16 protein-coding genes, 1 tRNA gene and 1 pseudogene are annotated in these 14425 nt (G+C 40.7%); 4 read left to right on the top strand and 14 right to left on the bottom strand.

Going from position 1 to position 14425, the window contains the following annotated elements:
- Positions 1-115, top strand: a pseudogene (locus tag FTU71_RS08990) (IS982 family transposase); the annotation flags it as partial.
- Positions 116-255: 140 nt separating this feature from the next.
- On the opposite strand, the gene rarD reads toward FTU71_RS08990, so the two are convergent.
- The 3 genes from rarD to uvrB all read right to left on the bottom strand — a co-directional run bounded on the left by rarD (position 256) and on the right by uvrB (position 4151).
- Positions 256-1176: an EamA family transporter RarD gene (gene rarD, locus FTU71_RS08985; protein WP_004971698.1), complete on the bottom strand. Its 921-nt coding sequence runs from the start codon at positions 1174-1176 to the stop codon at positions 256-258.
- Positions 1177-1353: 177 nt separating this feature from the next.
- Entirely contained in the window at positions 1354-1953 is a 600-nt protein-coding gene (locus FTU71_RS08980) for a lipocalin family protein (RefSeq protein WP_179993894.1), read from the bottom strand.
- 170 nt (positions 1954-2123) lie between these two features.
- Positions 2124-4151 carry an excinuclease ABC subunit UvrB gene (gene uvrB, locus FTU71_RS08975; RefSeq protein WP_104851763.1) on the bottom strand — a complete coding sequence of 676 codons (2028 nt, stop codon included), beginning with the start codon at positions 4149-4151 and terminating at the stop codon, positions 2124-2126.
- A 252-nt stretch (positions 4152-4403) separates the two neighbouring features.
- Between uvrB and FTU71_RS08970 the strand changes: the two genes are divergently transcribed.
- The gene (locus tag FTU71_RS08970) at positions 4404-5192 is read left to right on the top strand and encodes a hypothetical protein (RefSeq protein WP_004971705.1); all 789 of its coding nucleotides are present in this window, start codon (positions 4404-4406) and stop codon (positions 5190-5192) included.
- 57 nt (positions 5193-5249) lie between these two features.
- On the opposite strand, the gene FTU71_RS08965 is transcribed toward FTU71_RS08970, so the two are convergent.
- Complete coding sequence (locus FTU71_RS08965; protein ID WP_004971707.1) at positions 5250-5429, bottom strand: hypothetical protein; 180 nt, start codon at positions 5427-5429, stop codon at positions 5250-5252.
- 218 nt (positions 5430-5647) lie between these two features.
- Between FTU71_RS08965 and FTU71_RS08960 the strand changes: the two genes are divergently transcribed.
- Entirely contained in the window at positions 5648-6883 is a 1236-nt protein-coding gene (locus tag FTU71_RS08960; RefSeq protein ID WP_180111853.1) for a pyridoxal phosphate-dependent aminotransferase, read from the top strand.
- Between the two features lie 199 nt (positions 6884-7082).
- Here the strand turns inward: FTU71_RS08960 and FTU71_RS08955 are convergent, their stop codons facing one another.
- Both FTU71_RS08955 and FTU71_RS08950 read right to left on the bottom strand, forming a co-directional pair.
- Positions 7083-7910 carry a DMT family transporter gene (locus FTU71_RS08955; protein ID WP_179993893.1) on the bottom strand — a complete coding sequence of 276 codons (828 nt, stop codon included), beginning with the start codon at positions 7908-7910 and terminating at the stop codon, positions 7083-7085.
- 139 nt (positions 7911-8049) lie between these two features.
- Entirely contained in the window at positions 8050-8508 is a 459-nt protein-coding gene (locus tag FTU71_RS08950; protein WP_179993892.1) for a hypothetical protein, read from the bottom strand.
- A gap of 250 nt (positions 8509-8758) precedes the next feature.
- On the opposite strand from FTU71_RS08950, the gene FTU71_RS08945 reads away from it, so the two are divergent.
- Positions 8759-8834, top strand: a tRNA-Asn gene (locus FTU71_RS08945).
- Between the two features lie 281 nt (positions 8835-9115).
- Here the strand turns inward: FTU71_RS08945 and FTU71_RS08940 are convergent.
- The 8 genes from FTU71_RS08940 to lepB are packed head-to-tail and all read right to left on the bottom strand — an operon-like array spanning position 9116 to position 14418.
- Complete coding sequence (locus FTU71_RS08940; RefSeq protein ID WP_026438186.1) at positions 9116-9769, bottom strand: tRNA-(ms[2]io[6]A)-hydroxylase; 654 nt, start codon at positions 9767-9769, stop codon at positions 9116-9118.
- Positions 9770-9814: 45 nt separating this feature from the next.
- Positions 9815-10540, bottom strand: coding sequence for a pyridoxine 5'-phosphate synthase (pdxJ, locus tag FTU71_RS08935; protein ID WP_180111856.1), 726 nt, complete (start codon positions 10538-10540; stop codon positions 9815-9817).
- An 11-nt stretch (positions 10541-10551) separates the two neighbouring features.
- The gene (locus tag FTU71_RS08930; protein ID WP_180111855.1) at positions 10552-11265 is read right to left on the bottom strand and encodes a DNA repair protein RecO; all 714 of its coding nucleotides are present in this window, start codon (positions 11263-11265) and stop codon (positions 10552-10554) included.
- An 8-nt stretch (positions 11266-11273) separates the two neighbouring features.
- The gene (locus FTU71_RS08925; protein ID WP_180111852.1) at positions 11274-11474 is read right to left on the bottom strand and encodes an NF038104 family lipoprotein; all 201 of its coding nucleotides are present in this window, start codon (positions 11472-11474) and stop codon (positions 11274-11276) included.
- Positions 11475-11496: 22 nt separating this feature from the next.
- Positions 11497-12525, bottom strand: coding sequence for a GTPase Era (gene era, locus FTU71_RS08920; protein WP_168418160.1), 1029 nt, complete (start codon positions 12523-12525; stop codon positions 11497-11499).
- A complete protein-coding gene (gene rnc, locus FTU71_RS08915; RefSeq protein WP_180111850.1) occupies positions 12522-13223 on the bottom strand; it encodes a ribonuclease III in 702 nt (233 codons plus the stop codon). Before rnc ends, era begins: the two co-directional genes overlap by 4 nt.
- Positions 13195-13566 (bottom strand): DUF4845 domain-containing protein, encoded by a 372-nt coding sequence (locus tag FTU71_RS08910; protein ID WP_178865619.1) that lies wholly within the window; start codon positions 13564-13566, stop codon positions 13195-13197. The genes rnc and FTU71_RS08910 overlap by 29 nt, the downstream gene beginning before the upstream one ends.
- 24 nt (positions 13567-13590) lie before the next feature.
- A complete protein-coding gene (gene lepB, locus FTU71_RS08905) occupies positions 13591-14418 on the bottom strand; it encodes a signal peptidase I (protein WP_004971724.1) in 828 nt (275 codons plus the stop codon).
- Positions 14419-14425 lie beyond the last annotated feature (7 nt).

Below are 14425 nucleotides of genomic sequence, written 5' to 3'. Positions count from 1 at the left end.
ATGGCATTTATCTCATCGTATCACTCGAAAAATTCTTTCACATACAATTTCAGTCGTTTTAAATTCTCAATTAGGTAATCCTCCTTTACAGTTGGAAAAATTAATTAAAAGTTGAGATTGGCGTAATAGTTATAATTATTTTTGTGATTTTAGTTTTTTCAACAAAAGTTCAATTTTTTAGACGAAAAGGAGGATGATGCCAAACCTCATTATCCTCTTGGAAATTTGAATATCTCACCATAACGACGGCTTTTATTATTCAGATGACTGTTGAATTTTCCGCTGTAAATCTTGCTGATTCATTTTTTGCTTTCTTAAATGCAAGCACCCTTCAACCACCAATAATGCAACTGCCAACCAAATTGGGATATAAGTCAGCCATTCCCCTGCTTCAACTCGTTCACCTAACAACATAGACACAAAAGCCAACAGCACAGGTTCTAAATAACTCAGTAAACCAAAAATCACAAAAGGCAAATGGCGGCTGGCCAAAATATAACTGCCAAGTCCCAATGCACTTAAAAAGCCCAATCCAAGTACCGACCAAATTAAATATGGAAAAGCTGCGATGACATTTACACTGTCACTATAATAAAAGCCTAAATATACCGCGACAGGAATAACTAGCAGTAAATCCCACCAAAACCCGCCCAAGTGATCGGTTTGAAAGACCCGACGTAAAAAGAAATATAAAGGATAGGCAAATGCCACATATAAGGTTTCCCACGCCACCGTGCCAATGCGCCAGATTTCATGACTGACACCTAGCACGGCTAAGGCAACTGCTGCCATCTGCCAAGTCGATAACTTTTCTTTATATAGCACACAGCCAAGCAAAACCATGATCAAAGGCAATAAGAAATAACCCAAAGAAACCTGCAAACCACGCCCGTTAATCGGCCCCCACAAAAATAACCACAATTGCGTAGTGCATAAAAAAGAACTAAAAATCAGCCAAAGTATGAATTGTGGTTGTTGTTTGAGCCGCTGAAAAATCGCGGAAATATGTTTTAAATCTCCCGACCACCACATAAACAAAGTTAGGAATGGCAAAGTTGCCAACATACGCCACGCAAAAGTTTCTTCGCTGTCTAAAGGTTTGAGTAATTGGGTATAAAAATACAGCACCCCAAAAGTGACCGATGCTAAAACCGATAGTGCAATGCCTTTATACATCCGACTCTCCCCTATATCAGTCGGCATTATACTCATATATACGTTGTTTTAGAGATTGATCGAATGTTCAAAATTTAAAATGACAGGATATAAAAAACCACGCAGCTTTTGCGTGGTCAATTGGTCTGCATACGTTTGTCTGCTTATATCTATAAGTAGCTCTGGAGCTGCTGCAACTTAGTCTGACTTTTTAGTTTGCGTATGTCTGGTATAAATCACATCACTTAAGTCATAACCGAGTGATTTGGCATAGTTCAGATATTCAGTCACGACAGCCTGATCAGGATGCGGCGTACGTGAAATTACCCATAAATATTTACGGCGTGGTTCACCCACCAAGGCAGTTTGATAGTCATCATCTAGCTTTAACACCCAATAATCACCACGCCCTACAGGCAACCAACGAATGACTTCAGGTAAAAAGCTAACTTTGAGTTTGCTGTTAAAAGGCGCATTTTGTACAAAAGCTTCGCCCAAAGCACGCATTTGTTTGCCATCTTTTGCAATACAACGGTTATCCACCTGCACATTGCCATTTTCATTCAATGTATATGCTGCTGTTACATTTGAACCGCATTTGTTTTGGAAATATAAAGGCTTTCTTGCAACCTCATACCAAACGCCTAAATATTTATCTAATTCGACTTTTTCTACCGTTTTCATCGGTTCATTGGTTTTGGAATATGCCATAGTCGCAGCACCCAAACCAATCAGCACCACACCACCAAGGGCAATTTTGGCAAGTCGCGCACCTGCAAACGGAAGTTTTTTAGCCATTGTCCCAACCTCTAAACTCTAAAGTTCAGTCAATTTTGTTTATCTTCTTCAAAAATAACCGCAAGCATTTCAATTTACTGTATGGATATGTAATTTTTGCAACTCAAATTTTACATAGCAAGTTTAGTATGCAAACTCGCACTTACACTGACAGTGCAATTCGCCCCAATTTAGCCAGATTGCAACATTTGCGCTTTTAAACGCAAAATTTCATCACGTAAACGAGCCGCTTGTTCAAATTGCAGTTCTTTAGATGCTTTCAACATCTCTTTTTCAAGTTTGGCAATATGTTTGGCATACAATTTAGGATCAGCCAAAATGTGCTGTTCATCGTCACTTAAAGCACGGCTTTGTGCATTGATTTTTTCATCAATTTGCTCATCGTTCAGCACTTCACCTGTGTCGATTTCTTTAATCACCTGACGCACTGCACTACGTGGAGTAATGCCGTGCAATTCATTAAATTCAATTTGTTTGGCACGACGACGCTCTGTTTCATCTATCGCCTTTTGCATTGAATCGGTAATGCGATCTGCATATAAAATTGCTTTACCTTTCAAGTTACGTGCTGCACGTCCAATGGTTTGAATCAACGAACGTTCTGAACGTAAAAAGCCTTCTTTGTCGGCATCTAAAATTGCCACTAAAGACACTTCAGGCATGTCTAAACCTTCTCGTAACAGGTTAATGCCAACCAAGACATCATGCACGCCTGTACGTAATTCGTGAATAATTTTGACGCGTTCTACGGTATCAATATCAGAGTGTAAATAAGCCACTTGAATGCCGTATTCTTTTAAATACGAGGTCAAATCTTCAGCCATGCGTTTGGTTAAAGTGGTGACCAACACCCGCTCATTCAATTCTTTACGCAAATTGATTTCAGACAGCACATCATCCACCTGCGTTAACACAGGACGAATTTCAATTTCTGGGTCAATCAATCCTGTTGGACGCACCACTTGCTCTACAATTTGTTGCGATTTTTCCAACTCATATTGTGCAGGTGTAGCGCTCACATAAATTGTGGATGGGACGATGCGCTCCCATTCTTCAAATTTCATTGGACGGTTGTCTAACGCACTAGGTAAACGGAAACCATAATTCACCAAGTTTTCTTTACGTGATCGGTCACCTTTATACATCGCGCCAATTTGCGGAACGGTCACGTGCGATTCATCAATAATCAGCAAGGCATCATCAGGTACATAATCAAACAAAGTGGGCGGTGCTTCGCCTGCAGGTCGTCCAGACAAATGTCGTGAATAGTTTTCGATGCCGTTGGTATAGCCCAATTGCTGCATCATTTCTAAATCATAGCGGGTACGTTGTTCTATGCGCTGCGCTTCTAGCAATTTGTCATGTTCGCGAAAAAACACCAAACGCTCTTTTAGTTCTTCTTTAATGGTACCAATCGCACGTTCCAAATTATCCTTAGGCGTAACATAGTGACTTTTAGGATAAATAGTCACGCGCGGCACTTTACGCACCAATTTGCCTGTTAATGGATCAAACCAACGAATCGAATCGACTTCATCATCAAATAATTCTATGCGAATAGCATGCTGATCAGATTCAGCAGGGAAAATATCTAAAATTTCACCACGAATACGGTAAGTACCGCGCAAAAACTCTAGCTCATTACGGCTATATTGCATTTCCACCAAACGACGGATCAAATCATCACGATTCACCCGATCACCTTGCACCACATGCAGCAACATGCTCATATAAGCATTGGGGTCACCCAAACCGTAAATTGCAGATACCGATGCGACAATAATGGCATCACGACGCTCTAGCAAAGCACGTGTGGCCGAGAGTCGCATTTGGTCAATATGATCATTAATAGCCGCATCTTTTTCAATAAAAGTATCGGAAGATGGTACATAGGCTTCAGGCTGATAATAGTCATAATAACTGACAAAATATTCGACTGCGTTGTTCGGAAAGAACGCTTTAAACTCACCATACAACTGCGCTGCCAGCGTTTTGTTATGTGCCATGACAATGGTCGGACGCTGTGTTCTGGCAATCACATTGGCCATGGTATAAGTCTTACCTGAGCCTGTAACCCCAAGTAATAGCTGATCATGATAGCCCTGTTCTATCCCTTGAACCAATTTTTCAATGGCTTGTGGTTGGTCACCCGCAGGTTGATAGTTGGTGACTAAATCGAAAGGTTGCTTATCACTCACAAATGCAGCTCTCAGGTTTGATGCGACCTAATATTTTAGCAGATTTGCCTACACTCAGGACATCCGAATATGTTGTGGCGATGTTGCGTAGCTACAAAGCCATTGCTCGGTTTTAATTCTGTATTGGACGCTGTTAGAACGAAGATGTGCTACGACTAAATTGAGCACGGGGAAACTGCTTTAAGACTTGACCCACTGGCTATTCAAAGGCAACATGAAATTTCAGGACGACAACCATAAAAGCACACATTCATGACTTACCAATATCACGACGAATCAATTATCAAAAGCCTCCCTGAAGATACTGTTTTCGTATTTGGCAGTAACATGGCAGGACAACATGCAGGTGGTGCAGCACGAACAGCCAAAGAATTTTTTGGTGCCGTTGAAGGCGTCGGGCGCGGTTGGGCAGGACAAAGTTTTGCCATTCCAACCATGAATGAACATTTACAACAAATGCCACTATCGCAAATTCAGCACTATGTGGATGACTTTAAAATCTATGCCAAAAACCATCCTAAAATGAAGTATTTTTTAACTTCAATTGGTTGTGGTATTGCAGGTTATACGGTTGAAGAAATTGCCCCTATGTTTAAAGGCATTGCCCATAATGTGATTTTTCCTGCGTCGTTTCGTCCTTTTGTCGAAAAAGCATTGCCTAAACTAACGCAAAAATTACTACACACCATTTACCGTGATTCTGTGATTTTTACCCCTGCCACCGATGAATTAATTGAAGTCTTGGCATTGAGCGATAATGAAAAAGCCTTGGCTAAAATCATATTGAATACACAAATGTACCCAACTGACAGCAATGGGCGTGATCGGGTCTTTGAAATTCAGGATATTTTGCACAACTTAAATGGTAAGGTATTCGAGTTCCAAAATAATTCAGAAGGCCCAATGCTATTTGGTGCAGCGATTTTGGCTTTATTGGAATTGTATAATATCAACGAGCAAGATTTTAGCGATGTATGGCATGGCGTACGTGAAATCTCGCCGCCAAAACCTGCCAACAAAGCGCGTAAGCATGTTCGTTAATTTCAATACTTTTAAATCCCCATCAATAAAAAATGCCACGTAATTGTGGCATTTTTTTTAGCGCTTACCCATCGAACGACGAGTACCACGTGGCGGTGGCCAAGTCTTATCCGCATATTGCTCAGGTTTAGGACGCACCGAATTATGTACCGCCTGATCATTATCCTGCGCTGTGTTTGGCATTGGGAATGGGAGATTCACCAATGGTTTTTTTGAAGTAGGCTGCTGCTTACTCATGACCATCACTCTTATAAAATTTGGACTATTTTAAAGTTTTTTGCCGCCCGATGCGAGAAACTTCCACCTCACAGCAGTTTTAATCACGATTTCATAGGAAATTGGTCTAATTTGGTGATTTTTTATTAATTTGATGCAATTTTAAACGACGCAGACATCGAATTTAGGCTAAGATAATATGCTTTTTATTTTTTTATCCCTATAAGAAGGAATATGCCGTGGACGTACGTCTCTCTGATCGTGTCAATGCCATCAAACCGTCCCCAACACTTGCAGTAACCAATAAAGCCGCTGAACTTAAAGCTGCGGGTCATAACGTTATTGGTTTGGGTGCAGGTGAACCGGATTTCGATACACCACAACACATCAAAGATGCAGCTATTGCAGCAATTAATAACGGTTTTACAAAATATACTGCTGTTGACGGTACGCCTGGTCTTAAAAAAGCCATTATCGCAAAATTAAAACGTGACAATAATCTTGACTACCAAGCGAACCAAATTTTGGTGTCTTGTGGTGGTAAGCAATCATTCTTTAACTTGGCGTTGGCTTTGTTAAACAAGGGTGATGAAGTGATTATCCCTGCACCGTTCTGGGTAAGCTATCCAGATATGGTGATTATTGCTGAAGGCGTGCCAGTCATTGTGGAATGTGGTGAAGAACAACGTTTCAAAATCACGCCTGAACAATTAGAAGCTGCGATCACTGACAAAACACGTTTAGTGGTGTTAAACAGCCCATCTAACCCTACAGGTATGATCTACACCAAAGCTGAATTAGAAGCTTTGGCTGCTGTACTACGTAAATACCCTGAAGTATTCATTGCATCTGACGATATGTATGAACCAATCCGTTGGGATGATGAGTTCTATAACATCGCAACAGTTGCATCAGACCTTTATGACCGCACAATCGTATTAAACGGTGTGTCTAAAGCTTATGCAATGACTGGCTGGCGTATTGGCTATGCAGCGGGCCCTGCTAAACTAATTGGTGCGATGAAGAAAATTCAATCTCAATCGACTTCTAACCCAACTTCTATTTCGCAAGTTGCTGCAGAAGCTGCATTGAACGGCCCACAAGACGTACTTGAGCCAATGGTTGAAGCATTCAAACGCCGTCACGACTTAGTTGTAAATGGTTTGAATGACATCAAAGGTATTTCTTGCTTACCTGCAGATGGCGCATTCTATGCGTATGCAAACATCAAACCATTGATTCGTGCGAAAGGCTTAAAATCTTGCACAGAATTCTCTGCTTGGTTATTGGAAGAAACTGGTGTTGCCGTTGTTCCCGGTGATGCGTTCGGTTTAGGTGGTTTCATGCGTATTTCTTATGCAACTGCAGACGAAGTACTTGTAGATGCGCTTGCACGTATCAAAAAAGCTGCTGAATCAATTGAAGGTGTAGATGAAGCGATTGCTTCAATCGAAGCTGAAAAAGCTGCAAAATAATCTAAACCTGTTTAGATGAACAAAACCCACGATTGAATCGTGGGTTTTTGTTTTAATTACGTTTTTTCACTCATCATTTTTCCTCATTTCTGAGGAGAGAGATCACAAATAACGCTTTTAAAAAGCCTCAAGATCATTTCTTGATTGATATAAAAATTCCAATACAAAAAAAATCAAAACAACAGCAATCTAAACGGTTTTATACACGAGGTTTGGTTAAAATCACCATCAAAATACCACACAACACGATCAAGGTTGCCACGACCATCAACAGGGTGAGTTGTTCACCTAAAAAAATCACACCGCCTAAAATCGCCAAACACGGTACAGAAAGTTGCACAGTACTTGCGGTAATGTGATCAATTTTTTTCACAATGCTGTACCACAACACATACGCGCCAGCCGAAGCCAATGCACCCGACAACACTGCCAAAACCACACCCTGCCAAGTGATAAAACTTTCAGGTAAATGCCAAAGAAAAAATACAGCAACAAGTGGTGTCGCCAGAATGAAATTAGATAGAGTATTGGTTAAAGCATGCTGCATCGTCTTTGCAGCAATACTGTAAAAACCCCATGCAATACCTGCCAGTAACATCATCAATGCATATTTGAACGTTGGCGTACTGGCTTCAGGCAATAGCAACAAACCCATCCCCAATATAGCACAACCCAACCCGACCCAGCGCGGCAAAGTCATGCGCTCACCATGCAAAATCGCATAACTGATCATGGTGATTTGCACTGCGCCAAATAGAATCAATGCGCCTATGCCTGCGTCTATATGCAAATATGCTAACGAAAAACCGAGTAGATATACAGCAAGGCTTAATGCAGATTTCCATTGGAATTGAATTGGTTGTTGAACCTGCAAAACAGCATAGAACAGTCCTAAGCACACTGCTCCACTGCCAACCCTGAGCAAACTAAAACTCATAGGGTCAATTTGCTGTTCAGCCAATGCCAAACGACACAGCAAGGAATTTGCAGCAAATGCGAGCATGGCAATGCATATTTTAATCCACACGGCTGAATATCCTTTTCAAGCTGTTCGCAAATCTTTATCGCAGTTTAGAACACTATTTTAGTGCAAGTCATTTCGCTCAATTCAATACAAATCTATTTGGCTGAAATGATAAATCATCTTAGATTAAATACTATTTAGATTAGATACTGTTTTTCAATGCTGCGATCAACTCTGATTTAGACACTACAGGTTGAGTTGTCGCTTTATATTCACATAAATAGCGAAAAGCAGAGTCTAATTCTACACGCAATTGTTTTTGTTCAGACACAGACCACACGCGTGAACGGTTGCTCCCCGAAAGCGCACTACCCGCCAGTTGGTACAAATATAAATCATGATCACGCTGTAATAGTTTTTTGGTGCCGTTGTCTGGATGGTCTGAAAGCAATTGGCAGGATGATTGAATGAGCCATTTTTCACTAAACCACAATTGCAATAAATCGCCCAAATACAAATCTTGAGGTGCTAAAGGCCAGACATGAATATATGCGCCTTCTACAGCAATGTAGTATTGTTCAGGCGTAGACAAGATAGAAAGATAATGTTCTTGATAATAAGAAAATTGAGAAAAAATGTCAGAAATGCTGAGCGTATTCATTCGCTTACTCCGATTTAGCCATTTTAGTGCTGGCAAGTTGGGTTAAATCCACACTGTTTAAGATGCTACTTAAACGCTTTGTTCTGTCACTCAGACTAACAACCGATTTTGTGTAACGCAAGTCTTGTGGGTGATTTTTTAATAAAATTTTGTTTTTTGTTCAAATAAAAAGCATATAAAGTCAAAATGAAAGAAACATGACAATTTATGCTTGACCCTTGCTTAAATCTGCTTATAATCGCATTCAGATTCTCCCATAGCTCAGTCGGTAGAGCGACGGACTGTTAATCCGCAGGTCCCTGGTTCGAGCCCAGGTGGGAGAGCCAAATTCTAAAAAGCCCAAGCATAACGTCTTGGGTTTTTTATTGCCTAAAATTTATGGATGATGTGGTCTGTAAATAACCAAGCAGCGATTCATGCCTTAATCGTTCAAAAAGATGAATGTAACTGTTTTGGGCAATTCAGCTTAATGTAATTCCTAATCTTAGCCTTGATCATTTCTAAGTGACTTAGGCAACAATCCACAATCAAAATACCTAAGCAATAACTTGATTGATAAAAAAACGGAACCGAAGTTCCGTTTTCTATCTTAGATCATCTACAAGTTTTAAGCGGCTTGCACAGGCACGCCACTATGGAAACGGAACAAATCATCTGGACTTAAAATCAGATTCTTTTCCACTTCACGTATATGCTGAATTCGCCCCTGAATATCTTCTTCAGGGTTTTTCAGTTTTGCTGTTTTTGCTACATCCAAAGCCAGTGCCAAATAATCTTCATAATGCCGTGATTCTGATTTAAGCAAATAACGGTAATACTTACCTAATTCTTCATCCACCAGTGGTGCTAGCGCATAAAACCGCTCGCATGAACGTGCTTCTACAAAGGCACCAATCACCAAAACATCAATCAATGCTTCGGGTTCATAGGTGCGGATTTCTTTACGTAAACCACCTGCATAACGCCCTGCACTTAAACCTTGCCACGTTTGCCCGCGCTTTGCCATGAACTCTAGCACCTGCTCATAATGCAGCATTTCTTCGCGTACCAACTGTGCAAGTTTGACCTGTAAATCGGTAAAAAAGCTATAACGAAACATCAAGTTCATGGCTGTGCCTGCTGCTTTTTTCTCACAGTTGGCATGATCTTGCATCAAAATATCTAAATTATTTAATGCTTCATTCAACCATTCTTTAGGTGTTTCACAGCCTAAAAATGCAATTACAGGCTGCATCAATTCATCATAATTTATGCTAGACATAACTTTTCAAATTTTATCTTTCAATCTTAAATATACAGATTCAAATTAACGCGCTACATCAATTGCAGCTTTCATGCGTTTTACGGCTTGTTCCAAACCGACAAATACTGCATCACCAATTAAAGCATGACCAATATTTAACTCATGGATGTGCGGGATCGCAGCAATTGGGCCTACATTCTCTAAATTCAATCCATGTCCTGCATTAATCACCAAACCACGACTGGCTGCATATTCAACACCTTGCAAAATGCGGGTTAGCTCAGCCTGTTGTGCGGCTTCACTTGCTGCATTGGCATAGGCACCTGTATGAATTTCAATCGTTGGTGCACCACATGCCACTGCCGCATCAATTTGCGCAATATCAGCATCAATAAACAATGAAACGTCACAGCCCATTGCGGTTAATTCTTGCGTCGCAGCCTTGACAGCTTCAAAACTCCCCACAACATCTAGACCGCCTTCTGTGGTCACTTCTTCACGACGTTCTGGCACCAAACACACATGCTGAGGACGAATTTCTTTGGCAAAAGCAATCATTTCTTCAGTCACGGCCATTTCCAAATTCATACGGGTTTTCAGCAATGGACGCATACGACGTACATCATCATCCTGAATATGACGACGGTCTTCACGCAAATGCAAAGTAATCCCCTCTGCACCCGCTTGTTCACAAATCAACGCGGCCTCTACAGGGTCTGGGTAGTTCGTGCCACGCGCTTGTCTTAAAGTTGCCACATGGTCAATATTGACACCGAGTAAAGCCATAATAGATTCCTACATTACGCTTGAGTTTGAGAATTCTGAATCCACAATTGGCGACTTTTTAAAGGTCGATCACCCAACAGTGAACTAATCATTTGCCGATACAGTCTAGACAGAAATTGTAACTGCTCTGGGTTAAAATCCCTACCCTTTTCATAGTCACACATACTCAGAATCTGCGCACCGAGTAAGTTTGACCGTGAAGCTTGAGCGTTGGGAATAAAACCATCATTTAGCTGAAAATGATAATGCAGATTAGGTTGAATTGCTTCCTGATTGGCATCGACCGAGAAATCGATGGCATAACCTAATTCTTCCAATAAAGCATGTTCAAACTGACGCAAAATCTGTCTTAAAAATTGATTTGGATTTTCTTGGCTAGATAAGTGCTGCAAATACGCTAAAGTCTGATGATATTGCACAAAAGTTTCAGGCATTTCGACTTCAACCGAACAGAGTCGCAACACAATTTCATTTAAATAAAAACCTGAAAAAAATGCATCACCAAAGAAAAAAACAGGCTGATTGACAATTTCCAGTTTAGTGAAGTTTTTAAGCTCTGATTTTCCCGATGCCTGAATACGAATCGGTTGATATTGCGGTGGTGGCATTTGTCTTAAAATACCATCAACCCGCCCATGTTCACGAGTAAACAAATGCACAATATGGCTTCGTTCACGGTATTTACGATGATGGATGAGATAACCATGCAAGATTTCATTGCGCATAATTGCGTCAATTAATCCTGTTCTTTGGCTTTTTCTGGCTGAGATTCTTCTTCGTCATCACCATCTGGGATGACAGCACCGACAACAGCAGCAGAGCCTTTGACCACACCCTTCGTAGTTTTATAGGCAACTTTAACGGGAACTGTCACAACTTTATGAATACAACCTTGCAAGACAAACATACATGCCACAATTGCCAACACTTTCATCATCACAGTTCCCTTTTATTCAAACTTAGATATCGCTATATCCTAAGCTTTTTAATGCACGTTCATCGTCAGACCAGCCGCCTTTGACTTTCACCCAAAGCGTCAGCATGATTTTTTGCTCGAACATTTTTTCCATGTCGACCCGTGCATCCATACCAATTTTTTTCAGTTTCGCACCTTTTTCACCAATCACAATGGCTTTTTGACCCGGGCGATCTACAAAAATAGTGGCATCAATATAAGTACATGGTGCTTTCATACGACCTGTTTTTTCATTCAAAACAGCATCTTCTGTTTTAAATGATTCGATTTGTACAGTTAAATCGTAAGGCAGCTCTTCACCCAATTGACGCATGATTTTTTCACGAATAATTTCAGACGCCAAGAAGCGCTCAGAACGGTCTGTGATTTGATCCAACGAATACAGTGGTGGTTGGAATGGCAAATAGCGCTCAATCGTGTCACGCAAATGATCTAGGTTCGCACCACGCAGTGCCGATACAGGTACAATTTCGGCAAAGTTCATTAACTTGGCACGTTCCTGAATAATCGGCAATGCCTGATTTTTATTTTCAAAAGTATCAAGTTTGTTGATGACTAGAATCACTGGCATTTCTGCATTTTTCAGCTTTTCCAAAACCAGTTCATCATTTTGGGTCCACTTTTGTGCATCCACCACAAACAGAACTAAATTTACATCGCGCAAAGCAGAAGATGCAGCACGGTTCATCATTTTGTTGATGGCACGTACTTCTTTTTTGTGCATCCCTGGTGTGTCTACAAACACAGCTTGAGATTTTTCACGGGTATCAATACCCACAATTTTATGGCGAGTGGTTTGTGGCTTACGTGAAGTAATTGAAAGTTTTTGCCCCAATAAGTGATTCATGAGGGTAGATTTACCCACATTCGGGCGACCAACAATTGCAACAAAACCACTGCGGAAATCAGATGGAATTTCAGTTCCCTGACCGCTAAAGAACTGGTTGATTAAGTCATTGGCGTCGTTATTCGACTCGTGATCAGCATCTACGTGATCGGAATGGATGGTCATTCAGACTTTTGCTCCAAGAATTTTAAAATATCTGCCGCTACTGCCTGCTCGGCAAAGCGACGGCTTGAACCTTCACCCTTCATTACAGGTAAACTATCGACTCGGCATTCCACAATAAAATGCTGATTCGGTGCATCACCCTGAATATCTACAACCTCGTAAACCGGGAGAGGTTTTTTACGTGCTTGTAAATACTCTTGTAAGCGGGATTTTGGATCTTTGAGTTGATCGGTTGGCTCAATATGATCTAAATACGGGCTATACCATTTTAGCACAATAGATTGCAGCAAATTTAAATCGCTACTATCGACATAAATAGCGCCAATAATCGCCTCTACGGTATCTGCCAGTATAGACTCACGATGATGACCGCCAGATTTCAATTCACCAGTACTGAGAATTAAATTCTGACTCAGTTTTAAATCATTGGCGATTTTACCCAAGGCTTCTTGGCGTACCAAGGTTGCCCGCATACGGGTTAAACGCCCTTCATTTTCGTGAGGATAGGCCTCATATAAATAATTGGCGATAATCATGCCCAATAATGAATCGCCTAGAAATTCCAGGCGTTCGTAATTGTGTTTATGGCTGACCGAGCGGTGAGTCAAAGCCAGTTTCAGCAATTCAGGTTGCTTAAACTGATAACCGATTCGGCTGGCTAGACGGGTCTCATTTAGCTTGGACTGAGCTTTGATCAAAACTTTTCTCGAACTTCATTACAATATCAATATTCAATAAGAAAGGTTTTCTTATTTCATATTCTTTTTTCACTTCTAAGCCATCGACGTTAGTCACTTGAGCCACATCTGCAAATTTAATATCGCGAATGTTGTTCATGCTTAAACGCTTGTCCATTTCACCAATAAACTGTTGTGGTGATAGATTTTTTGGCCCATTCAACAATTGTTCTTCAATTTGATTGTCCAACATTCGATCATCGAAATATGGTGCCCAAACTGCAACTGCTACTTTTGCCATAAATGCAAAACCAATAATTGCAATTAAAATTGCAATATAGGATGCCCCCTGTTGATGACGCATTTTTTATTTTCCTAATCTGCTTTATTAATCAATTTTGCCGTTACGACTAAATGACGGCAAATTAAACCCAGGTTCTTTATGCATCCAGACATAGAATGCACGGCCTGTTAGGTTTTCCTCTGGTACAAAGCCCCAAAAACGACTGTCAGCACTTTGATCGCGGTTATCCCCCATCGCGAAGTAATGACCTTCAGGTACTTTGACTTCCCAATATAAACCATTTTCTGCTGAATATTTACCATTGTCTACATAGTTCAAGAATGGTGCCTGACGCGCCACGTTTACACCTTCAAGTTCGCGCATGGTAAATGTATGCGCCCCTAAAGTTTCCTGATGGTAAATTGAAGTAGGTGTATCTAGACTGTCTTTTTCACGGCTAAACTGGATTGGGGTTTTCGTTACTTTCTCGCCATTAATGCTCAGCTGACCATGATCATAAACAATATGATCGCCTGGTAAACCGACAATACGCTTAATATAACTAATGCTTGGTTGTGGTGGATAACGGAACACCGCAACTTCGCCACGCTCAGGCGAACCCACATCTATAATTTTGCTGTTAATAATTGGCAAACGCACGCCATATTCAAACTTGTTCACCAAAATAAAATCGCCCGTTTCTAAGGTTGGCACCATAGAATCTGACGGAATATTAAATGGTTCATACAGGAATGAACGCAGTACCATCACCACTGCCAAAACAGGCCAAAAATCATAAGCCCATGTGATAATGAAGTTTTCATTGCCTCGCCCTTTCGTTGCTCTTTGCTTAAATACAAATTTATCGAGCAGCCACACCGCAATAAAAAATAATGTGGCAGGAACGAGAATCAAATTAAAATCAAAATCCATGGGTTTA

It is taken from the genome of Acinetobacter sp. YH12136, assembly GCF_013418545.1.
GTDB classification, from domain to species: Bacteria; Pseudomonadota; Gammaproteobacteria; order Pseudomonadales; family Moraxellaceae; genus Acinetobacter; species Acinetobacter towneri.
Note: the sequence above shows the minus strand (reverse complement) of the source record. Positions and strands in the feature narration are given on the sequence as shown.